Source organism: Brevundimonas sp. UBA6550, from assembly GCF_002434505.1.
Lineage (GTDB): Bacteria > Pseudomonadota > Alphaproteobacteria > Caulobacterales > Caulobacteraceae > Brevundimonas.
The window spans coordinates 18,166-37,824 of record NZ_DJKE01000010.1 but is presented as its reverse complement, the minus strand read 5'-3'; the positions used below and the strand labels follow the sequence as shown (position 1 = coordinate 37,824).

At 69.8% G+C, this 19,659-nt stretch carries 20 protein-coding genes; 11 read left to right on the top strand and 9 right to left on the bottom strand.

Annotation, left to right across the window (positions count from 1 at the left end; genetic code table 11):
• Window positions 1-34: 34 nt before the first annotated feature.
• The 10 genes from B3Z70_RS12450 (at window position 35) to B3Z70_RS12405 (ending at window position 7,194) form a co-directional block, all read left to right on the top strand.
• Window positions 35-784: a pseudouridine synthase gene (locus B3Z70_RS12450; protein ID WP_292020990.1), complete on the top strand. Its 750-nt coding sequence runs from the start codon at window positions 35-37 to the stop codon at window positions 782-784.
• An 18-nt stretch (window positions 785-802) separates the two neighbouring features.
• Complete coding sequence (locus tag B3Z70_RS12445; protein ID WP_292020993.1) at window positions 803-1,063, top strand: type II toxin-antitoxin system Phd/YefM family antitoxin; 261 nt, start codon at window positions 803-805, stop codon at window positions 1,061-1,063.
• Window positions 1,064-1,065: 2 nt separating this feature from the next.
• On the top strand, window positions 1,066-1,479 hold the full coding sequence (locus B3Z70_RS12440; protein WP_292020996.1) for a type II toxin-antitoxin system VapC family toxin: 414 nt from the start codon (window positions 1,066-1,068) through the stop codon (window positions 1,477-1,479).
• The gene (locus B3Z70_RS12435) at window positions 1,476-2,117 is read left to right on the top strand and encodes a phosphoribosylanthranilate isomerase (RefSeq protein WP_292020998.1); all 642 of its coding nucleotides are present in this window, start codon (window positions 1,476-1,478) and stop codon (window positions 2,115-2,117) included. The genes B3Z70_RS12440 and B3Z70_RS12435 overlap by 4 nt, the downstream gene beginning before the upstream one ends.
• A 74-nt stretch (window positions 2,118-2,191) precedes the next feature.
• The gene (trpB, locus tag B3Z70_RS12430) at window positions 2,192-3,394 is read left to right on the top strand and encodes a tryptophan synthase subunit beta (RefSeq protein ID WP_292021006.1); all 1,203 of its coding nucleotides are present in this window, start codon (window positions 2,192-2,194) and stop codon (window positions 3,392-3,394) included.
• A complete protein-coding gene (locus B3Z70_RS12425; RefSeq protein WP_292020999.1) occupies window positions 3,394-3,855 on the top strand; it encodes a hypothetical protein in 462 nt (153 codons plus the stop codon). The genes trpB and B3Z70_RS12425 overlap by 1 nt, the downstream gene beginning before the upstream one ends.
• Window positions 3,852-4,160, top strand: a complete 309-nt coding sequence (locus B3Z70_RS12420) for a hypothetical protein (RefSeq protein WP_292021001.1) — start codon at window positions 3,852-3,854, stop codon at window positions 4,158-4,160. The genes B3Z70_RS12425 and B3Z70_RS12420 overlap by 4 nt, the downstream gene beginning before the upstream one ends.
• Window positions 4,157-4,999, top strand: a complete 843-nt coding sequence (gene trpA, locus B3Z70_RS12415) for a tryptophan synthase subunit alpha (protein ID WP_292045688.1) — start codon at window positions 4,157-4,159, stop codon at window positions 4,997-4,999. The genes B3Z70_RS12420 and trpA overlap by 4 nt, the downstream gene beginning before the upstream one ends.
• Before the next feature lie 10 nt (window positions 5,000-5,009).
• Window positions 5,010-5,900, top strand: a complete 891-nt coding sequence (locus B3Z70_RS12410; protein ID WP_292045687.1) for an acetyl-CoA carboxylase carboxyltransferase subunit beta — start codon at window positions 5,010-5,012, stop codon at window positions 5,898-5,900.
• Between the two features lie 7 nt (window positions 5,901-5,907).
• Window positions 5,908-7,194, top strand: a complete 1,287-nt coding sequence (locus B3Z70_RS12405) for a bifunctional folylpolyglutamate synthase/dihydrofolate synthase (protein ID WP_292045685.1) — start codon at window positions 5,908-5,910, stop codon at window positions 7,192-7,194.
• Window positions 7,195-7,198: 4 nt separating this feature from the next.
• Here the strand turns inward: B3Z70_RS12405 and B3Z70_RS12400 are convergent, their stop codons facing one another.
• Window positions 7,199-8,035 (bottom strand): DUF2306 domain-containing protein, encoded by an 837-nt coding sequence (locus B3Z70_RS12400; RefSeq protein ID WP_292021427.1) that lies wholly within the window; start codon window positions 8,033-8,035, stop codon window positions 7,199-7,201.
• A gap of 53 nt (window positions 8,036-8,088) precedes the next feature.
• Here B3Z70_RS12400 and B3Z70_RS12395 point away from each other — a divergent pair, with 53 nt between their 5' ends.
• Window positions 8,089-9,141 (top strand): AraC family transcriptional regulator, encoded by a 1,053-nt coding sequence (locus B3Z70_RS12395; RefSeq protein WP_292021429.1) that lies wholly within the window; start codon window positions 8,089-8,091, stop codon window positions 9,139-9,141.
• A 7-nt stretch (window positions 9,142-9,148) separates the two neighbouring features.
• On the opposite strand, the gene B3Z70_RS12390 is transcribed toward B3Z70_RS12395, so the two are convergent.
• The 8 genes from B3Z70_RS12390 to B3Z70_RS12355 form a co-directional block, all read right to left on the bottom strand.
• Window positions 9,149-9,334, bottom strand: a complete 186-nt coding sequence (locus B3Z70_RS12390) for a hypothetical protein (RefSeq protein WP_292021431.1) — start codon at window positions 9,332-9,334, stop codon at window positions 9,149-9,151.
• A 74-nt stretch (window positions 9,335-9,408) separates the two neighbouring features.
• Window positions 9,409-9,747 carry a thioredoxin gene (trxA, locus tag B3Z70_RS12385; RefSeq protein WP_248119194.1) on the bottom strand — a complete coding sequence of 113 codons (339 nt, stop codon included), beginning with the start codon at window positions 9,745-9,747 and terminating at the stop codon, window positions 9,409-9,411.
• 117 nt (window positions 9,748-9,864) lie between these two features.
• Window positions 9,865-13,290 (bottom strand): double-strand break repair helicase AddA, encoded by a 3,426-nt coding sequence (gene addA / locus B3Z70_RS12380; protein WP_292045684.1) that lies wholly within the window; start codon window positions 13,288-13,290, stop codon window positions 9,865-9,867.
• Window positions 13,287-16,352 carry a double-strand break repair protein AddB gene (gene addB / locus B3Z70_RS12375; protein WP_292045682.1) on the bottom strand — a complete coding sequence of 1,022 codons (3,066 nt, stop codon included), beginning with the start codon at window positions 16,350-16,352 and terminating at the stop codon, window positions 13,287-13,289. Before addB ends, addA begins: the two co-directional genes overlap by 4 nt.
• 130 nt (window positions 16,353-16,482) lie before the next feature.
• A complete protein-coding gene (gene murU / locus B3Z70_RS12370) occupies window positions 16,483-17,193 on the bottom strand; it encodes an N-acetylmuramate alpha-1-phosphate uridylyltransferase MurU (RefSeq protein WP_292023096.1) in 711 nt (236 codons plus the stop codon).
• A gap of 20 nt (window positions 17,194-17,213) precedes the next feature.
• Window positions 17,214-18,305, bottom strand: coding sequence for an N-acetylmuramate/N-acetylglucosamine kinase AmgK (gene amgK / locus B3Z70_RS12365; RefSeq protein WP_292023094.1), 1,092 nt, complete (start codon window positions 18,303-18,305; stop codon window positions 17,214-17,216).
• Entirely contained in the window at window positions 18,298-18,756 is a 459-nt protein-coding gene (gene tsaE, locus B3Z70_RS12360; protein ID WP_292023092.1) for a tRNA (adenosine(37)-N6)-threonylcarbamoyltransferase complex ATPase subunit type 1 TsaE, read from the bottom strand. The genes amgK and tsaE overlap by 8 nt, the downstream gene beginning before the upstream one ends.
• Complete coding sequence (locus B3Z70_RS12355; RefSeq protein WP_292023090.1) at window positions 18,753-19,607, bottom strand: GNAT family N-acetyltransferase; 855 nt, start codon at window positions 19,605-19,607, stop codon at window positions 18,753-18,755. Before B3Z70_RS12355 ends, tsaE begins: the two co-directional genes overlap by 4 nt.
• Between the last annotated feature and the right edge of the window lie 52 nt (window positions 19,608-19,659).

The window sequence follows — 19,659 nt, the reverse complement described above, 5'->3', positions numbered from 1 at the left end:
CAAGCCCTGGGATGACGGGTGTGGGGATGAGCGCATGACCAAGACCCCCACCTCCCGCATCGACCGCCTGCTGGGGTCGATGGGCTATGGCTCGCGCGCCGAGATGTCGCGGATGGCCAAGGCGGGCGGGATCGTGCTGGATGGGGCCGATCTGACGGATGTGTCAAAGCGCATCCCGGTGACGCCGGACCTTCCGACCCGAATGGAGATCGACGGCGAGCCGCTGGACCCCGTGCCGGGCCTCGTCCTGATGCTGAACAAGCCGCTGGGCATGACCTGTTCGCACAAGGAGGAGGGCGCGCTGGTCTATGACATCCTGCCCGACCGTTGGCGCCGGCGCGATCCGGCGATCTCGACCATAGGTCGGTTGGACAAACAGACCTCGGGCCTCCTGCTGCTGACCGACGACGGGGACCTGCTGCACCGGGTGATCTCGCCCAAACGCCATGTGGCCAAGGTCTATCGCGCCGGGCTGGCGCGCCCGCTGACCGGAACCGAAGGCGATCTGTTCGCCGCCGGCGAACTGGTGCTGGAGGGCGAGGACAAGCCGCTGGCCCCGGCGCGGCTGGAGGTCGTGACGCCGACCGAGGCCCTGCTGACGGTTACGGAGGGGCGGTATCACCAGGTGCGACGTATGTTCGCCGCCGTCGGCAACCACGTCGAGACCCTGCATCGCGAGCGGATGGGCGGCCTGGTCCTGCCGCCCGACCTGGCGCCCGGCGAATGGCGGTTGCTGGCGCCGGAAGAGGTCGCGTCGATCTTCGGGGAGACAGCGGGCGGCTGATTGAATATTGGGCGACAGATGGCTATCTTGATAGCCATGTCCAGCTATTCCGTCGCCGAGGCCAAGAACAACCTGCCCAAGCTGTTGGACCGCATGCTGGCGGGCGAGGCCGTGACCATCACGCGACGCGGCGTGCCGATCGCGCGGCTGGAGCCGGCGCAGGAGGTTGTTCCGACGCCTCGAACCGTCGATATGGACTGGTTCAGACAGGTCCGCGCCAAACCCACGGATGGATTGAACGGTGTCGATCTGGTTCGTCAGATGCGTGACGAAGACTGATCTTGGCCCTTTATCTGGATACAAGCGTCCTCGTTTCGGCCTTCGTGCAGGACGCTCATTCGGAGTGGGCGGCGGCGCTGCTGATCCGCAGGGCGGATGTCGTGATCAGCCGATGGGCCGAGGCCGAGTTCAGCTCGGCCCTTGGGTTGCGCGTCAGGTCCGGCGCCATGAAGGGCGCGAAACGTGACCAGATCGAAGACACGTTTGATGGCTGGCGCATAGGTCGCGGAGAATGCCGCATGGACGATCAGGATTTTTCGCGCTGTCGCCTGCTGCTGCGCGAAGGGGTTCGATTGAGGACGCCTGACGCCCTGCACTTAGCCGTGGTGTTGAGGCATGGCTACGACATGGCGACGCTAGATAAGGACCTCGCTGCGGCGGCCGTTCTGAAAAACGTTGAAGTCGTTTCCCTATGACGACCAAGATCAAGATCTGCGGCCTGACCACGCCGGACACCCTGGACGCCGCGCTGGACGGCGGTGCGGATTTCGTGGGGGCGGTGGTGTTTCCAAGGAGCCCGCGCCACATCGCGCCCGAAGCGGCGGCCGCCCTGTTCGAGCGGGCGCGCGGGCGGGCGAAGATCGTTGCGGTGACGGTCGACCCCGACGACGCCCTGCTGGAAGAGATCGCGCGGATGCTGAGGCCCGATTTCATCCAGTTGCATGGGGCCGAGACGCCGGCGCGGGCGGAACGGGTGCGGGCGTTGACGGGGGCGGGGGTGATCAAGGCCCTGCCGATCCGGCAGGCGGACGACTTCGCCGCCGCCGACGAATGGGATTATCACGCCGACCACCTGATGTTCGACGCCAAGCCGCCGGAGGGATCGGTGCTGCCCGGCGGGGTGGGACACAGCTTCGATTGGACCCTGCTGGCGGACCGGGCGTTCCGGCATCCGTGGTTCCTGGCGGGCGGTCTGAACCAGGACAATGTGGCCGAGGCGTTGCGGATCACGGGCGCGCCGATGGTGGACGTGTCCTCTGGCGTGGAAAGCGCGCCGGGTGTTAAGGAGGCGGGCCGGATCGCAGCCTTCATCCGAAACGCGCGCCGGTCGTAATTACGACGCCTCCCCGCGTGAAAGTCGAACTCGTGAACGCTCAGACGCCTCTCCAAGCCGCCGATTCCGCCCCCTTGGCGAACGCCTACGCCTGGCCCGACGCGAAGGGGCGGTTCGGTCCCTATGGCGGGCAGTTCGTGGCCGAGACCCTGATGCCGCTGATCCATGAGCTGGACGCGGCCTATAAGGCGGCCAAGGCGGACCCGAGTTTCCAGGCCGAGTTGGACGGCTTTCTGACCCACTACGTCGGTCGCGAGAGCCCGCTCTATTTCGCCGAGCGGCTGACCGAGCATTTCGGCGGGGCGAACATCTGGCTGAAGCGCGAGGACCTGAACCACACGGGCGCGCACAAGATCAACAACTGCATGGGCCAGATCCTGCTGGCGCGGCGCATGGGCAAGACCCGCATCATCGCCGAGACCGGCGCCGGCCAGCACGGCGTGGCCAGCGCCACCGTCGCCGCGCGTTTCGGTCTGCCCTGCACCGTTTATATGGGCGCGGTGGATGTGGAGCGGCAGCAGCCGAACGTCTTCCGCATGCGTCTGCTGGGGACGGAAGTCTTTCCTGTCACCGCCGGCGCCGCGACCTTGAAGGACGCGATGAACGAAGCGATGCGGGACTGGGTCACCAATGTCGCCGATACCTATTACATCATCGGCACGGCGGCGGGTCCGCACCCCTATCCGGCCATGGTGCGCGATTTCCAGTCGGTGATCGGCAAGGAGATCAAGGTCCAGTCGCGCGCCCAGATGGGTAAGCTGCCGCAAGCCGTGGTCGCCTGCATCGGCGGCGGGTCCAACGCCATCGGCGCCTTCCACCCCTTCATCGAGGACGAGGACGTGCGGCTGATCGGCGTCGAGGCGGCGGGATACGGTCTGGATACGCCCGATCACGCGGCGTCGCTGAAGGGCGGACGGCCCGGCGTGCTGCACGGCAACCGGACCTATCTGCTTCAGGACAAGGACGGCAACATCGTCGAGGGCCATTCGATCTCGGCGGGTCTGGACTATCCGGGCATCGGGCCGGAGCACGCCTGGCTGCACGACATCGGCCGGGCCGAATATCGCTCGGCGACGGACGATGAGGCGCTGGAGGCGTTCCAGCTGTGCTCGAAACTGGAAGGCATCATTCCGGCGCTGGAGCCGGCCCACGCCCTGGCGCGGACCGGCGAGATCGCAAGGGAAGTCGGCAAGGGCGGCGATGTCGTCCTGCTGATGTCGGGACGTGGCGACAAGGACATCTTCCAGGTCGCCAAACATCTGGGAGTGGAGTTGTGATGCGTCTTCTGATGGCCGCGAGCGCCGCGCTCGCCCTGTCCGCCCCCGCCGTTCAGGCCCAGACGCCGGCACCGGCTGCGCCTCAATCGACGCAGCAGGGCGGGCCGGCCGATGTCGGCCTGCTGCCCGGCGCGGAACTGTCGGCCGACTGCGGCGGGCTGAACAACCTGGCGGGCCGCGCCTGGTGCGTCACGGCCCAGCTGGGCCAGATCGGCGCCCTGGCCGACGCCTATATCGCCGACCTGTCTTCCAAGAATTGGCTGGCGGCGGGCGGCGACGAGAACCGCGTGGTCTTCATCAAGCGCCGCGAGGCCGGCGGCTGCGACGGAATGCAGATGGTCGCCTTCTACGACACGACCAAGACCGCCGTCGCCGAACTGCCCGCCTATCTGGGCTTCGCCACCATTCCCGGGGATGTCTGCGCTGCCCAGGTGCCCGTCGCGGGAGACGTGCCTCAATGAACCGCATCGCCATCGTTGCTTCGATGGCCTTGCTTGCTTCGTGCGCATCGTCTCCGACCGGGTTGTCGGTTGAAACGGTGTCAGAGATCGTCGCGCGTTCGACCGATCTCGTCGCCTGTGGCAAGGACGGAAAGGTGCAAACGGTCAAAGGTGCGTTCGTTCGTGATCAGATGGTGTGTGATCGGCATCTGATTCCATCAACGTTCGATGTCGCATACGGGTCGCGATGCTATCCGATCACAGACCTTCAATGGCTCGAGGCGTCCGTAGAGGCGTCGCAGAGAGTTTGTCAGGCAACTACATGACCACCGCCCGTATCGACACCCGTTTCGCCGCGCTGAAGGCCGAGGGCCGTGCGGCCTTCATCCCCTATGTGATGGGGGGCGATCCGTCGCGCGAGGCGGCGCTGGCGATCCTGAAGGGGTTGCCCGCTGCGGGCGCCGACATCATCGAACTGGGCTTTCCGTTTTCGGATCCGATGGCCGAGGGGCCGCCGATCCAGAAGGCGGCGATCCGGGGGCTGGCGGCCGGCTTCGGCCTGCGCTCGACCATGGATCTGGCGCGAGAGTTCCGCAAAGGCGACGACGCCACGCCGATCGTGCTGATGGGCTATCTGAACCCGATCGAGAGCCTGGGCTATGACGCCTTCGCCGCCTATGCGGCCGATTGCGGGATCGACGGCCTGATCGTGGTGGACTGCCCGCCGGAAGAGGCCGGGCCGCTGGTTCAGGCGCTGGACCGGGTGTCGATCTCGCTGATCCGCCTGGCCACGCCGACATCGGACGACGCGCGGCTGAAGATCGTGGTCCAGGGCACGTCAGGCTTCGTCTATTACGTCGCCGTCGCGGGCGTGACGGGGGTCAAGGAAGCCGACGCCGACGTCGTGGCGCCGGCCGTGGCGCGGGTGCGGGCGGCCTCCGGCCTGCCGGTCGCGGTCGGCTTCGGCATCAAGACGCCGGAACGGGCCGCCGCCATCGCCAGGGTCGCGGACGCCGTGGTCGTCGGCTCGGCCCTGGTCGAGGAGGTCGCCGCCGCCGTCGCCGCGAACGAACCGGCCGCGCCGCGCGTTCTGGCCAAGGTGAAGCTGCTGGGCGACGCGGTTCGATCCGTCGCCGCTAGTGCTTCCGTGGCGGAAACCGTCTAAGAGCGCGCGGATGAACGACAAGACCAAGCCTCAGGAAAAGCGCGGCGGCTGGCTCAGCCGGTTTGCGCCCGGCGTGCGCAAGATCGTCTCGCGCCGCGACACCCCCGACAATCTGTGGGTCAAAGATCCCGACAGCGGCGAGATGCTGTATCGGTCGGAGCTGGAGACCGCCCTGTGGGTCACGCCGTCGGGCCGCCATATGCGGATCGACGCGCCGACGCGGCTGAAGGCCACCTTCGACGGCGGCGTGTTCGAGACGGTCGATAGCCCCGACGTGCCCGAGGACCCGCTGAAATTCTCGGACGGCAAGTCCTACAAGGATCGGCTGAACGCGGCGCGCAAGGCGGCGGGCCGCAAGGACACTATGGCCATCGGCGTCGGCCCCGTCGGAGGCCAGATGGCGGTGGTGATCGTTCAGGACTTCACCTTCATGGGCGGATCGCTGGGCATGGCGGCGGGCGAGGCCTTCATCAAGGCCGCGCGCGAGGCCGTGGCCCGCAAGGTTCCGCTGATCTGCTTCACCGCAGCCGGCGGCGCGCGGATGCAGGAAGGCGCCCTGTCGCTGATGCAGATGGCGCGCACCACCCTGGCCATCGAAGAGCTGAAACAGGCGAAACTGCCCTATGCCGTGGTCCTGACCGACCCGACGACGGGCGGGGTGACGGCCTCCTACGCCATGCTGGGCGACGTGCATCTGGCGGAACCGGGCGCCCTGATCGGCTTCGCCGGGCCGCGCGTGATCGAGGCCACCATCCGCGAGAAACTGCCGCCGGGGTTCCAGCGCGCCGAATATCTGCAGGAAAAGGGCATGGTCGATCAGGTGGTGGCGCGCGCCGATCTGCCGCGCGTGCTGGGTCAGATTCTGTCGATACTGATGGGCGGAACCCGTCAGGCGGCCTGACCGGCTGATGGACCCGATCTCCGAACGTCTCAGGGCGCGGCATCCGCAGCGGATCGACCTGTCGCTGGATCGGATGAAGGCCCTGTGCGCGGCCCTGGGTGAGCCGCAGGATCGGCTGCCGCCGGTGGTCCATGTGGCGGGCACCAACGGCAAGGGTTCGACCGTGGCCCTGATCCGCGCCATCGCCGAGGCGGCGGGGCTGAAGGTCCATGCCTACACCTCGCCCCATCTGGTGCGGTTCAACGAGCGAATCCGGCTGGCGGGCAAGCTGATCGAGGACGAGGCGCTGAACGCCATCCTGGACCGGATCGAGGCGGCGATGGCCGAGACGGACAGCGAGGCCACGGTGTTCGAAAGCACCACCGCCGCCGCCTTCGTCGCCATGAGCGAGACGCCGGCCGACCTAGCCATTGTCGAGGTGGGTCTAGGCGGCGTGCTGGATGCGACGAACGTGATCGAACGCCCGCTGCTCAGCGTCATCGCCCCGGTCGATTACGACCATGCGGAGTTTCTGGGCACGGACCTGGCGGCCATCGCGTCGGAAAAGGCCGGGGTGCTGAAGGCCGGAGCGCCGGCGGTGATCGCGCGCCAGCGGGAAGAGGCGATGGCCGCCATCGAACGCCGCGCCGCCGACGTCCATGCGCGCCTGACGGTGCTGGGGGTGGATTTCGACGCCTGGGCCGAGCGTGGCGGCATGGCGTTCCAGACCGCCGAACTGTTCATGGACCTGCCGGCGCCGGCCTTGGCGGGCGCGCACCAGATCGACAATGCGGCCCTGGCCGTTGCGGCGGCGGTCGAACTGGACCTGCCCGAGGCCGCCATCGCCGAAGGGCTGAAGACCGTGCGCTGGCCCGCGCGGCTGCAGCGGATTTCGGCCGGTCCTTACGGCGAGGCCGCGCGCGCCGCCGACGCCGAACTGTGGCTGGACGGGGGACACAATCCCCATGCCGGACGCGCCCTGGCCGCCTTCCTGGCCGAGCGTCAGGCGCGGGCGCCGCGTCCCCTGGCCCTGATCTGCGGCATGTTGAACAACAAGGACGCGGGCGGCTTCTTCGCCGCCCTGAAGGACAGCCAGGCCACCGTCTTCACTGTCGGCTTCGAAGGGGCGGCCGCCGATCCGGCGGCCCTGGCGGCCGTCGCGCGCGGGCACGGTCTGGCGGCGACGCCGGCGGGATCGGTCGATGAGGCGCTGAACCTGGCGCTGCGCCTGGGCGCCGGCCGCGTCGCCATCTGCGGCTCGCTGTATCTGGCCGGCGAGGTGCTTGGGGCCAGCGAAGCGACCTGGCCGGACTGATCGCCTATCCGACGAGATGCGGCAGCCACATCCCCATCGCCGCGCCCACGACGCCAAGAGCCATGACCAGGGTCAGCACGGTCAGAAGCGCGGCGGTCAGGGCCTTGCCCACACCTGCCGGTCGATCCTGCGCCCGCAGATAGAGTATCAAAACCGCCAGCGGAACGAGGTAGCAGCCGTAGGCCCAGAACCGCACGAACGGCCCGTCGAAGTCGTCGCCTACCCCCACCGGGCCCTGATTGATCATGATCCAGGCCAGCAGGCCGACGCGAAAGAACCAGACCCCGCTGACCAGGAGAAACGTCGCCATGGCCCAGCGGCGATGCCGGTCGGTCCGGCGCGCGGCGGCCTGACGCCAGGCCATGACGGCGGCGATCAGGATCAGCACGCCGTTGATGCTGATGCCGACCCGCATGGCGTCGCCGCCGGCCGTGCCGCGCGTCCAGACCATGTAGAGGCCGGCCAGACTGATCAGGATCGCCGTGACGATATAGGCCCGACCCATCCAGCGGTGCAGCGGCAGGGCGCGCGAGCGGAGTTGGGGGATAAGCTGAAGCGGCCCGCCCACGGTGATGATCGCCGCCATCAGCAGATGGGCCGCAAGGATCAGATTGCCGATCAGGCCGCCCGCGACATAGCCGCCGACCAGCACGTCGTTCCATCGTTCCGGCTGTCGGGCCACGGCCGCCGCGCCATAGAAGCCGACGATATAGACGACGAACAGGGCCTGTCCGACCACGGCCGTCGAGAACCAGAAGATCCCCGCCGCCTTCAACGCCTGCGCCGCCCTGTTCGGTTTGGTGCGCATCCGTTCGTCGCCGTTGTGGATCATCGTCGTCATTGGAACGCCCCGCTCTTGTCTGACGGCGATATCGGGCCGAACCTGCGCGGCCCATGACCGACACGCTCACAAAACAGGACTTTCGGCGTCAGACGGCGGCGACCGTGTCGGCCGGCTATACGCGCAACCTGTTCGACTATGCGGCGTCGGTCGGTATCGATCCCCAGGCGCTTGCCGACCACAGCGGTATCGCGCCGGCGGACCTCGACGATCCCGACGCGCGCGTGCCGATGGCTCAGTATGTGGCGGCGATGCAGGCCGCCAAGGCACGGGGCGGCGCGGCGGCCTTCGCCCTGGACCTGGGCGCGGCGCAGGACTTCCGCGAGTTCTCGGTGGTCGGGCTGATCTGCTATTCGGCGGCGACGATGGGCGAGGCCCTGGGCGAGCTGAACCGCTTCGGCCGCCTGGTCGCCGACGTCGATCTGGCCCTGGCGGGCGGGCGGTTCGAGATCACGCCGCGCGCGGACGGCCTGTGGCTGATGGACCGACGGGCCGATCCCGCCGCCTTTCCCGAACTGACCGAGGCGACCTGGTCGCGCTTCATCGCCGAGACGCGCCGCCATTTCCCCGACGCGCCGTTCGCCCTGGAGGTCCATGTGCCCCACGCGGCGCCGGCGCACGCCGAGGATTATCTGCGGGTTCTAGGCGTGCCGACCACCTTCGGGTCCGAACTGAACGGCCTCCGTATCGACCCGTCGTGGCTGTCAATTCCGCTGCACAATCCCAGCCGCTACGCCTTTGGCGTGCTGAGCGAACGGGCCAGCCAGCTGCTGGCCGGGCTGGAGACCGTCCGCACCGTGCGCGGTCGGGTGGAGGCGTTGCTGATCCCGATCCTACATAGGGGCGACGTCGGCCTGGTCGAGGTGGCGCGTCAGCTGGGCATGAGCCGCGCGACCCTTTACCGGCGGCTGGCCGAGGAAGGCGCCAGGTTCGACGCCGTGGTCGACGACCTGCGCCACCGCATGGCGCTGCACTATCTCCACGGCCAGAAGGTCTCGGTGAACGAGACGGCCTATCTGGTCGGATTTTCCGAACCCAGCGCCTTCTCCCGCGCCTTCAAGCGCTGGACGGGATCGAGCCCGCGCGGCGGGCGCGGTCGGCTCTGATCGGTCCCTATTTGCTCATCCACGGGCGCGACTTGCCCGCCGCGATCCGGGCGTTCTGCTCGCGCTGGAAGCGGCCGCCGCGCGGGGCCTGGGGGCGGGCGTCCAGCTTGGCGGTCTTCAGGCGCAGGGCCTTCTGGACCGGGGTTTCGCCGGGGATGTCGTCGGCGGGGATCGGGGTGTCTTCGTCGCTCATGGCGGCATCCTAGCATGAAAAACGCCCGCCGGTCGGAACCGGCGGGCGTGATCGGTCAGCGGGGCTGAAGCGGATCAGGCGGCGTCGGTCTTGACGCCGGCCTCGGCCAGCCATTCGACGATCTTGCCCTTGGGCATGGCGCCGACCTTCATCGAGGTCATCTGGCCGTCCTTGAACAGCATCAGGGTCGGAATGCCCTTCACGCCCAGTTTGGACGGGGTCATGGGGCTGTCGTCGATGTTGATCTTGGCCACGGTGACCTGGCCGCCCAGTTCGTCGGCGATCTGCTCCAGCGCAGGGCCGATCTGCTTGCAGGGGCCGCACCATTCGGCCCAGAAATCGACCAGCACGGGTGTCGAGGCTTTCAGGACGTCGGCGTCAAAGCTTTCGTCGGTGACTTTCACAGTCGCCATGAAGGGCTCCTTGGGGCGCTGTCGCTCGGCCTGCGGGCCTGGCTGTTTGCGCGCGAATAGAGGTTGTCCGGAAGCGTCCGGGTTCGGTCGCAGATGTGGGAGCGAATCGCGGGCAATTCAACCGCCCTTCAACGCCCCTTCCAGCATCGCCTGCGGGATCGGCATCAACTTGGGGCCGTCGGTCCAGACCAGGGCGGCCTCGACCGGGCGGTCGGGATAGAGGCGTGTCAACACCGCGACATAGACCGCCGCCTGAAGCACATAGGCGGGATCGGCGGCCTCAATGGTGTCCGGCGCGGGGCGGTTGGTCTTGTAGTCGACGACCAGAACCCGTTCCGGCGTCACCACCAGCCGGTCGATGCGGCCGTTGATCGACACACCCAGGGGCAGGCCGGGCGCGGACCCGGTCAGGGCCACCTCGGCGCGCGACCCTGGGCCGAAGACGGGGGCGAAGCGGGCGTCGTCCAGCACCGAGAAGGCGGCGGCGATCATCTCGGCGCGCTGGGCTTCGTCCAGATCGGCCTCTCGCCCCAGCAGGCGACGAGCGGCGTCGGGGCGGTCGGCGGGCGGGATTTCGGGCAGACGCTCCAAGAGCCGGTGGATCAGGTCGCCGCGCCGGAACCGGCCCAGCGCGGCGCCGCCCGCCTCGGTCCTGGCCAGGGGAGAGGGGGCGGGGATGCGGACCGCGCCGCCCTCCATCCGCGACGGCGAGGCGAAGCGGGCGGCGGCGTCGGCCGGGGGCGCCGCAGCGGCCCAGGCGGGCAGGGTGTCGGCTGATCGCGTTTCGTCGGCGGCGACCGGGCGGCGTTCGGGATCGACGCCATAGCGGCGCACGCCGTTCTCGACCTCGCGCACCTGATCGCCCAGCCGGTCGAAGGTCTCCGAGAGGATCGACCACCAACTGCCGGCCTCGGCGCCCCGGCTGGACGCGCGGCCCATGACGATGACGCGGTCGCGGGCGCGGGTCAGGGCGACATAGAGCAGGCGCAGGGTCTCGTCGTCCGTGCGGGTCTGGCGCGCGGCGCGGGCGTCGGCCGAGGCGGGGCAGTCGTCACGGGCCGAGCCGGGCGCCATCAGCCAGGCCTCGCCTTCGCCCTCCGCCACGACGGCCGGCATCAGCGACGGCCCCTGCGCCTTCGCCTTCATGGTGGTGTCGGGCAGGATGACGATGGGCGCCTCCAGCCCCTTGGCGCCGTGCACGGTCATGACGCGGACCTCGCCGCGCGCGCCCTCCAGTTCGCGCTTCACCTCGACGTCGGCGGCCTCCAGCTGGGCCAGGCAGGTCTCCAGATCGACGGCGCCCCGGTTTTCGGCGGCCAGCACCTGGTTCAGGGTCTCGTCGATGGCTTCTTCCGCCTCGCGGCCCAGACGGGCCAGGATGCGGGCGCGGCCGGATCGGCCGGTGTCGTCCACCCGGTTCAGGGCCTGGGAGAAGAAGGCGAAGGGATCGCCGCCGCGCGCACCGATGGCGGCCTGCAACGCATCGCGGGCGCGGGTCCATTCGGGGCGTTCGTGCGCCCGGTCGCGCAGGTCGCGCCACAACTGGCCGGCCTTGCGGTTCTCGCGCCCGGCCAGGGCATAGAGGCCGTCCTCGTCCACGTCGCACAGGGGGCTGCGCAGCACCTCGGCCAGGGACAGATCGTCGTCGGGGAAGAGAGAAAAACGGGCCAGCGCGATCAGGTCGTCGAACACGATGTGGCTGGACAGTTTCAGCCGGTCGGCGCCGGCCACGGGCACGCCCTCGGTTTTCAGCGCCCGGATGATCTCCTCGAACGTCGCGTCGCGGCGTCGGACCAGGACGATATAGTCGCCGTATCCGGCGGGACGCAGGTCCCGCGTGCTGCGGTCGAAGACGGCGACGCCGCTTTCCACCTGGCGGCGGATTTCGCGAGCCATGTCGCGGGCCAGGCGTTTCCTGGCGCTGCCGGCGCCTTCCTGATCGACGGGATCGTCCCAGGCGTCGGTCTCGGGCGCGGGTTCGTCGAGGAACAGGGGCCACAGGTCGATGGCGCCGTGCTGGCCGATCCGCGCGGGGATATGGCGGGCGATGTCGCCCTGGGGTCCGGTCAGGGCGCGGGTGCGGTCGGGATCGGCGAAGACGGCGTCGACGAAGGCCAGCACCTCTTCGGTCGAGCGGTAGGAGGTGTTCAGCTCCGGCCCGGCGAAGGGCTCGCCGGCGCCTTCGGCCAGGGCCAGGAAGGCGCCGCGTTCCTGACGCAGCCGTTCGGGCCGGGCGCCCTGGAAGGAATAGATCGACTGTTTCTCGTCGCCGACGGCGAAGACGGTGCGACCGGATTTTTCGCCGGAATAGAACTCGCCGGTCAGGGCGCGGACGATGGCCCATTGTTCGGGGGCGGTGTCCTGGGCCTCGTCGATCAGGACGTGATCGACCCCGCCGTCCAACTTGTACAGCACCCAGGCGGCGGCGCCGCTTTCGGTCAGCAGGGCGGCGGCGCGGGCGACCAGATCGGGGAAGTCCAGCGCCCCGCGCTGAGCCTTGGCGGCCTCGTAGAAGGCGGCGTGGGCGCGGGCCAGTGTCAGGACCTTGACCGTATCGTCGGCGACCTTGGCCTTGCGCAGGGCCTCGCGCGTGACCAGGAATTTGGCCTGAAGGTCCAGCAGCCAGCCGACCGCGCCCTGCGGCGCCGACTTGGTGCCCATGCTCTTACGCGGTTCGCCCGCCTGGGTGCAGAAGACCCCGGCCAGGGCCGCGAACCCGGCGTAGGGCGGGGCGGCGACGCTCATGGCGTCGGCGATCTTCTTGTCATTGGTCGAGCCGGTCTCCATGGCCTCGGCCATGCGGTTCCACTCGCCGGGATCGATGAAGGCGACGAAATCGCGCTCCAGATCCTCAGGACTGCGGTCGCGCTCGGCGCCGGTCAGGGACCAAGGATCGGGCGCGGTTCCGGCCTCGGCGCGGTCGATATAATCCAGCAGGTCGGCGCGTTTAGCCTCGATCATCGACAGCAGGGCCTGGAACCGCTGCCAGTCCAGCTCGATGGCGAAATGGCTGTAGGCCTGGCCGATGGGACCGTCGGGATCGGCGACGGCGGCGCGGGCCAGGTCTTCGCGCGCGGCATGGCTCAGCGCGGTCGCGGCCTGGTCTTCCAGAACGGTGAAGCGGGGCGAGACCCCGGCTTCCAGCGGGAAGCGCCGCAGCAGCTTTTCGCAGAAGGCGTGGATGGTCTGGATCTTCAGCCCGCCGGGCGTCTCCAGCGCGCGGGCGAACAGCTTGCGGGCGCGAGATAGCGCGGCGTGATCCATCGCCTGCGGGTCGCCGTCGTCCAGCCGGGCCAGTTCGCGCGACAGGGCGGCGTCGTCCAGCACGGCCCAGCCGCCCAGCTGATCGAACAGCCGGGCCTGCATCTCGGCGGCGGCGGCCTTGGTGTAGGTGACGCACAGGATGGCGCCGGGATCGACCTGGTCCAGCAGCAACCGCGCCACCCGGTTGACCAGGGTGGTGGTCTTGCCCGAGCCGGCGTTGGCGGTGACGAAGACGGTCAGGCGCGGGTCGGCGGCGACGATCTGGGGGACGATGCTCATTCTTCGTCCCCGTCGCCGATGACCGACCATTCCCAGACGCGGGCCAGATGGTCGTAGTTGCCGCCCTGATTGCCCATGAACTGCGGCGCGGCCCAGGAAACGTAAGGCGTGTTCTCGTCGTCGAAGCGGGCGACGCGGCGTTTCAGCCCGTCCAGCGCGGCCTGAGCCAGGTCGGCGGCCTCAAGCCCCGAGGCGCGGGTGATCACCTCGCCCGCCGTCTTGCGCCCGACCACGCGGACATAGGTCAACTCATCCGGCGTGACCGGGCCGTTGGTGCGCGCGAACCCGCCGTCGGCCAGGATGGCGGCGGTCAGGGTCAGCTGGGGGGCGAAGCCGGACTTGACCTGTTTGGCGGACGGCGCCGCCCCGGTCTTGAAGTCCATCACCGCCGCGCCGTCCGACGCCAGCTCGATCCGGTCGGCGAAGGCCTTGACCGTAAAGGGGCCGGCGGGGGCGTCGAAGGTCAGGGTCCCCTGCTGTTCGACCAGGATGTCGACGCCGCGCGCGCGACGCTGGCGCTCGAACTCGGTCAGCCAGCGGGCGCAGTTGCGGGCCAGCGGCGCCTCGCGGGCCATGGCCGCATCCTCGAACCCCTGCGCGCCCAGTTCGCGCAGCAGATGGTCGTGCAGGATGGCCTCGCAGTCGTCAGGCAGGTCGTTCGGCCAGTCCAGCGTCAGCCGTTCGATGGCGGCGTGGACGGCGTTGCCACGGGCGAGCGCTTCGGCCGACGCGCCGGGCCGCTCCATCGCCTCCAGCCCCAGCACCCACAGGGCGTAGATGGCGTAGGGGTCGCGCACCCAGCGTTCGATGCGGGTGACATACAGGCTGCGCGGGCGGCGATGCACGGGCGGGCGGGGTTCCGGCCGTTTGGCGAACTGGGGCGGGCCGGGCGGGGGGGCGTCCAGGGCGCGGGCCCAGTCGATGACGGCCGCCGGGCGGGCGATGGCGACGGGCGTGTCCTTGGCGTTCGCGCCGCGCGTCAGCATCTCCAGCCGCCACAGCCAGCGCGAGCGGACGGCGGGCTGGCCGCCGCGCCGCTCGCTGTGGATCAGGATGACCTCGTCGGCGCAGGCGGCCTGCACGAAGTCCTGCGCCGTCTGACCCAGGCGGCGTTCGGGCGGGGGCAGGCCCAGCGCCTTGCGCATCGGGCGCGACAGGAAGGGATCGGTCGGGGCGGCCTGGGGCCAGACGCCTTCCTCCAGCCCGGCCAGGATCATCCGGTCGGCGCGCACCAGCCGCGCCTCTATGGCCCCCAGAATCCGCAGCGACGGGTGGGTCGCCCCGCCGGTCCTGACGACGTTTTCCTTGACCAGGGCCGTGACCAGTTCGGCCAGTTCCGCGCGCCGGATACGGCCCAAGGACGCCCCGCCCTCGATCAGGCCGGACAACAGGGCGGCGGCGGCCTCGCCGTCGGGACCGGCCCAGGCGTTCTGGCCGGCCAGGGCTTCGATCAGCCGGGTCAGGGCCGAGGCGGCCAGGTTCAGATCGGCGTCGGGCGTGAAGGCGGCGGTCGCGGCCTCGACGGCGGCCTGAAGGTGATCGACCAGCCGGGTCGCGGCGGACAGCCGGGCCTGTTTCCACTCGGGCGGGGCCTTGCCGCGCCGGTCGGGCTGGACCGCCTCCAGCAGGCGGCGACGGAGGGCGGCGAAGTCGCGCGGGCGGGGACCGCGCAGGGCGTGCTCCTCCAGCGCCGCGACGGCCGCCGCTTGCGAGGCCTCGCCCAGGTCGAAGCGGACAAGCGGATGTTTGATCACCGCCAGCAGCAGATGGGGCTGGACCGGATCGGCCATCCAGCGCGCGCACAGATCGACCAGGGCGCCGGCGGGCAGGCGCGACAGGGGCGCGCCGGCCGAGGAATCCGCGATCACGCCCCAGCGTTCCAGCCGGGCGGCGACACGGCGGCCCAGGGCCTGATCCGGCGTGACCAGAGCGCAGGTCCTGCCCGGCGTCTCCAGCGTCTCGCGCATCATCAGGGCGATGGCGGCTGCGGCCTCTTCCTCGGCGCGGACGGTCAGCAGGGACAGGCCCTGCAAGCCCTCGGCGATGGGGTCGCGCGCTTCGCAGCGTGCGACCGCAGCGGCGCGGATGTCGCGAATGGCGCCGCGCCAGTCGTCGGTGGCCTCGGCCGGGCGCAGGGCTTCGTTGACCAGTCGCTGACGCGCCAGGCCGCGTGCCTGAACGGCCGGGGAGACGGCGGGACGGAACCAGGGACGGACGCTCTCGCGCGCGATCTCGCAGCGATCCAGCAGCCGTTTCATCGCGCTCTGCGGATGCTGTTCGTCCAGCCGGTCCCAGACGCCGGCGTCCAGATCGAGGTCGAGGCCGGGCAGGACGACGCAGCCCAGCGGCGCCTTGGCCACCGCCTTCAGCACGTCGCCCGCGGCGGGGACGGTGCCGGTCGAGCCGGCGGCGATGACGGCCTGCGTTGGGGGGTGGGCGTCCCATAGTTCGGCGAGGCGGCGCAGCAGCGTGGCGCGGCGCCAGGCCGGATCGACCAGACCCAGTTCGTTCAGGCGTTTGGGCCAGGCGGTGACGGCGAGGCCCAGGAACTCGGCCGACCGCTCCCAGTGTTCGGCCATCTCGCCGTCGACCAGGGTCGCGATCCGTTCGGGGTTGGGGATTTCCTCCAGCTGGCAGGAATCGAGGAAACTGCCCAGCGCGTCGGCCAGATCCAGCGCGCGCATCGGGCTCAGGGACGAATCGAACTGTTCGACGATTATCCGCGCCATCTCGAACCGGCGGGTCAGGGCAGGAATGGCGGGCGGCAGATCGAGGCCCAGGGCGCCGGGCGTGAAGGGCGGCTCGTCCTCCTCCAGATCGCCCAACGGCCGGACCTGGGGCAGCAGGATCGGCCGCTCGCCCGACAGTTTCGCCAGGGCGCCGGTGAAGGCGCGCGCGGCCCGGCGGTTGGGCAGCAGGATGGTGGCGTCCGACAGGGTCTCGGGCGGCAGTTCGCCGAGCCAGGCCAGGACGCCGGCGGCCAGGTCTTCGAGGAAGGGCCGGTGTGCGGGGATGGCGTACCAGCGGGGGCTGGACGCCGCGAAGGGGGCGAAGGCGCTCACTTCAAGACCGTCATCCTAGGCCTTGCGCCTAGGATCCCGAGACTCAGTCGAGGCCGGTGCGCACCGGCGAACACCGGGCGTATGGATCCTCGGGACAAGCCCGAGGATGACGAGGAAAAGAGAGGCGTCGTCACCCCAAGCCCGCCAGCTTCGCCTCGGCCTGATCCCGCGCCTGAGGATCGCCGACGTGCATCCAGTCGCCGTCGAGGACGCAGCCGAACAGGCGGCCCTGTGCGGCGGACTTGCGCCACAGGGGACTGAGGGAAAAGGGGCCGTCGCAGCCGTTGTCGGCGTATCCGGGCCGGGTGATGTGGACGCCCATATAGGCGTAGGGCGCCGAAGCGGCGGCGCCCCGGAAGGCCAGGCCGCCCCCCTCTCCAGAACTGGCATTACGCAGGAAGAAATCGCCGTCGCCCTCGAAGCCGATGGAGCCTTCGCGCCGGGCCAGCAGCAGGGCGGCGTCCATCGTCTCGGGGTTCCACAGACGGACCAGATCGGCCAGCGCATCGCCCCGGTCGATCCAGACGCTGTCGATGTTGGCCACGAAGACCGGGTCGTCGCCGAGCAGGGGGTGGGCCTTCTTCAGCCCGCCGCCGGTCTCCAGCAACTCGGCGCGTTCGTCGGAAATGACGATCTTTGGCCCTCGTCCGCGCGCCGCCAGATGCGCCTCCAGCCGGTCGGCGAACCAGTGGACGTTGACCACCGCCTTTTCGACCCCGGCGTCGGCCAGTCGGTCCAGCACATGGTCGATCAGGGCGCGGCCCTGGACCTCGACCAGGGCCTTGGGCCGGTCGTCGGTCAGGGGGCGCATCCGGGTGCCCAGGCCGGCGGCCAGCACCATGGCGGTCTTTGGAGCGGCGGTCATGCGCGCACCTCGGTTGGAACATGGCGGTCGAACCAGCGGGCGACGGGCGCCAGGGCCGGTTGTTCCAGATTGGCGTTCAGATGCCGCCACATGCGCGGCAGGAACCGGCGGTAGCGGGGCTTGCCGTCGCGGGCGATCAGGCGGGCGAAGATGCCGATGATCCGCCCCTGGTTCAGGGCGGCGAGGCCAGCGTAATCGGCCATGAAGGCGGCGCGGTCCACGTCGGGACGCAGGGCGAAGTAACGGTCCAGCGCCTGGGCCTCCAGCGCGGGCGACACGTCGCGGCGCGCGTCCTGAAGCAGGGAGTGCATGTCCCACGACGGGTGGGCGCGCACCGCGTCCTGGAAGTCGATCATGCCGACGCGGGCCGCGCCGTCGCGCCGGGGCAGCCAGATCAGGTTCTCGGCGTGATAGTCGCGGTGGGCCATGACCGAGGCGCCCGCCGCGCCCGAGGCCACGATGGGCGCCCAGGCCGCGCGCCAGTCGGCGATGGCGGCGTCATCGAACGACACCCGATCATCCAGCTTCGGCAACCATTCGACGAACAGATCGGCCCCGCCCTGCAGCGCCGTCTCGTCATAGGTCAGCAGCGGCCAGTCGCCGCCGGGGCCGTGCAGGGTCTGCGGCGGCGTTCCGGCCTCGTGCAGGACAGCCAGGGCCTCGATGGCGGCCAGATACAGCGGCGTCTCGTCGGCGCCGTCTTCGATCACGCGGGCGAACAGGTCATCGCCGAAATCCTCCAGCACGGCCAGACCTTTGGACGCATTCAGCGCCGGGATTTCGGGGGCGGACAGGCCCATCGACTTCAGGTGGGCGGCGACGGCGGCGAAGGCCTCGATCCGCCCGGCGGACAGGCGGGCGACGGCGTTCCAGCCGGCGGCATGACGCTGCTCGGGCGTCCAGTTCGGATCGGCGGGCGGGCTCTCGGCGGCGGGCGCCTGATCCATCAGCATCAGGGTCGGGCCGCTGGCCGGCGTCAGGCGCTCGTAGCGCCGCGTGGAGGCGTCGCCCGGCAGGGGCGCGCGTACGGCATCGGCCAGACCGGCGGCCTTCAGGAAGTCGAGACGGAGGATTTCGCGGTCAGACATGCAGTTCCTTCACCCCCGTTTCCCATCGGCCTACGCCGGAAACGGTCGCAAGGCGGCCCTCGCCCTGTTCGGAGATTTCGATGATCAGCTGGTCCGCTCCTAAGAACCGGCCGGGATCGTCGCCCAGCCGTTCGGGCCATTCGATGACGGCGCAACCCTCGTCCAGCGCCTCGTCCAGCCCGATCTCGAACGCCTCTTCAGGACGGGTCAGGCGATAGAGGTCGAAATGGGCGACGGGCGGATCGCTCTCGTAGAACTGGACCAGGGTGAAGGTGGGCGAGGGCACATCCTCGTCCGGCGTGGTCAGGGCGCGGATCAGGCCCCGCGCCAGGGTCGACTTGCCCATGCCCAGCGGTCCGTAGAGCAGCAGACTGTCGCCGGGCGCCAGCAGGGGGGCGATAGCCTGGCCCAGGCGGGTGGTGGCTTCGGCGTCGGGCAGGTCGATCTTCATGGGAACACCGCGTCATGATTGGCGGCCAGGGTCCGTTCCGTGAACTGTTTCAGCGCCTCGGTCGCCTTGGCGGCGTCCACGTCCAGCCGCTTGGCGGGGATGGGCAGGCCGACATCGACGCCAAACGGCTTGCCCGCCTTGTTCAGCAGTTCGTGGAACAGGGTCACGTCGCGCAGTTCCTGCGAGAAGCGGTCGAAGGTGTGGAACAGGCGGCTGTAGGGGCCGGTGACGTGTATAGGGATCACCGGCGCATCGTATTTGCGCGCCATCGAGGCGGCGGTTGGCGCCCATTCGGGATCGGTCAGAACGCCGTTCGTCTCGCGCGCCAGACGCCCGGCGGGGAACATGACCACGCAGCGTTCGGCCTGGAACGCTTCTTTCGCCGCGTTCAGGGTGGCGCGGGTCTTTTCGCGGGTGCGTTTCTCATGGACCCATTCGACGGGGATGATGGTCTCGTCCAGCCGGGGCGAGACGCGGATGGCGTCGGCGTTGGCGAAGAAGATCATGTCGCTGCGCCGTCGCTTGATCGCGTCGAACACGGCGACCCCGTCGGCGATGCCGGTGGGGTGGTTGCACACCACGATGCAGCGGCCCGTGGCTGGCAGGCGCTCCAGATGGGTGGTCGCGACCTTCAGCTTCAGCAGGTCGGACACATAGTCGAAGGTCTCCACCCCCGACAGGTCCCGAATGGCGTCGGCCATCCGCACCGCCGCCCCATAGCCCAGCACCCCGTAAAGCGCCGGCCGCACCACGGGCCAGAAGGGCGAGGCGGTCAGGCGCGGCGCACGTTCGGCGATCAGCGCATCGACGATGTGCGGCTGGCGTCTGGCGGGGGTGGAGGCGGCGATCATGGATCACCGCTTGTCGCCGGTTCGGTGGGAGGGGGCAAGATGGGGTGTGAGG

What these genes read in the sequence shown, in the direction of transcription:
- B3Z70_RS12450 (WP_292020990.1), top strand. Translation starts at nt 35, where the DNA reads ATGACCAAGACCCCCACCTCCCGCATCGACCGCCTGCTGGGGTCGATG.
- B3Z70_RS12445 (WP_292020993.1), top strand. Translation starts at nt 803, where the DNA reads ATGGCTATCTTGATAGCCATGTCCAGCTATTCCGTCGCCGAGGCCAAG.
- B3Z70_RS12435 (WP_292020998.1), top strand. Translation starts at nt 1,476, where the DNA reads ATGACGACCAAGATCAAGATCTGCGGCCTGACCACGCCGGACACCCTG.
- B3Z70_RS12425 (WP_292020999.1), top strand. Translation starts at nt 3,394, where the DNA reads ATGCGTCTTCTGATGGCCGCGAGCGCCGCGCTCGCCCTGTCCGCCCCC.
- B3Z70_RS12420 (WP_292021001.1), top strand. Translation starts at nt 3,852, where the DNA reads ATGAACCGCATCGCCATCGTTGCTTCGATGGCCTTGCTTGCTTCGTGC.
- trpA (WP_292045688.1), top strand. Translation starts at nt 4,157, where the DNA reads ATGACCACCGCCCGTATCGACACCCGTTTCGCCGCGCTGAAGGCCGAG.
- B3Z70_RS12410 (WP_292045687.1), top strand. Translation starts at nt 5,010, where the DNA reads ATGAACGACAAGACCAAGCCTCAGGAAAAGCGCGGCGGCTGGCTCAGC.
- B3Z70_RS12405 (WP_292045685.1), top strand. Translation starts at nt 5,908, where the DNA reads ATGGACCCGATCTCCGAACGTCTCAGGGCGCGGCATCCGCAGCGGATC.
- B3Z70_RS12400 (WP_292021427.1), bottom strand. Translation starts at nt 8,035, where the DNA reads ATGACGACGATGATCCACAACGGCGACGAACGGATGCGCACCAAACCG.
- B3Z70_RS12395 (WP_292021429.1), top strand. Translation starts at nt 8,089, where the DNA reads ATGACCGACACGCTCACAAAACAGGACTTTCGGCGTCAGACGGCGGCG.
- B3Z70_RS12390 (WP_292021431.1), bottom strand. Translation starts at nt 9,334, where the DNA reads ATGAGCGACGAAGACACCCCGATCCCCGCCGACGACATCCCCGGCGAA.
- trxA (WP_248119194.1), bottom strand. Translation starts at nt 9,747, where the DNA reads ATGGCGACTGTGAAAGTCACCGACGAAAGCTTTGACGCCGACGTCCTG.
- addA (WP_292045684.1), bottom strand. Translation starts at nt 13,290, where the DNA reads ATGAGCATCGTCCCCCAGATCGTCGCCGCCGACCCGCGCCTGACCGTC.
- murU (WP_292023096.1), bottom strand. Translation starts at nt 17,193, where the DNA reads ATGGTGCTGGCCGCCGGCCTGGGCACCCGGATGCGCCCCCTGACCGAC.
- amgK (WP_292023094.1), bottom strand. Translation starts at nt 18,305, where the DNA reads ATGTCTGACCGCGAAATCCTCCGTCTCGACTTCCTGAAGGCCGCCGGT.
- tsaE (WP_292023092.1), bottom strand. Translation starts at nt 18,756, where the DNA reads ATGAAGATCGACCTGCCCGACGCCGAAGCCACCACCCGCCTGGGCCAG.
- B3Z70_RS12355 (WP_292023090.1), bottom strand. Translation starts at nt 19,607, where the DNA reads ATGATCGCCGCCTCCACCCCCGCCAGACGCCAGCCGCACATCGTCGAT.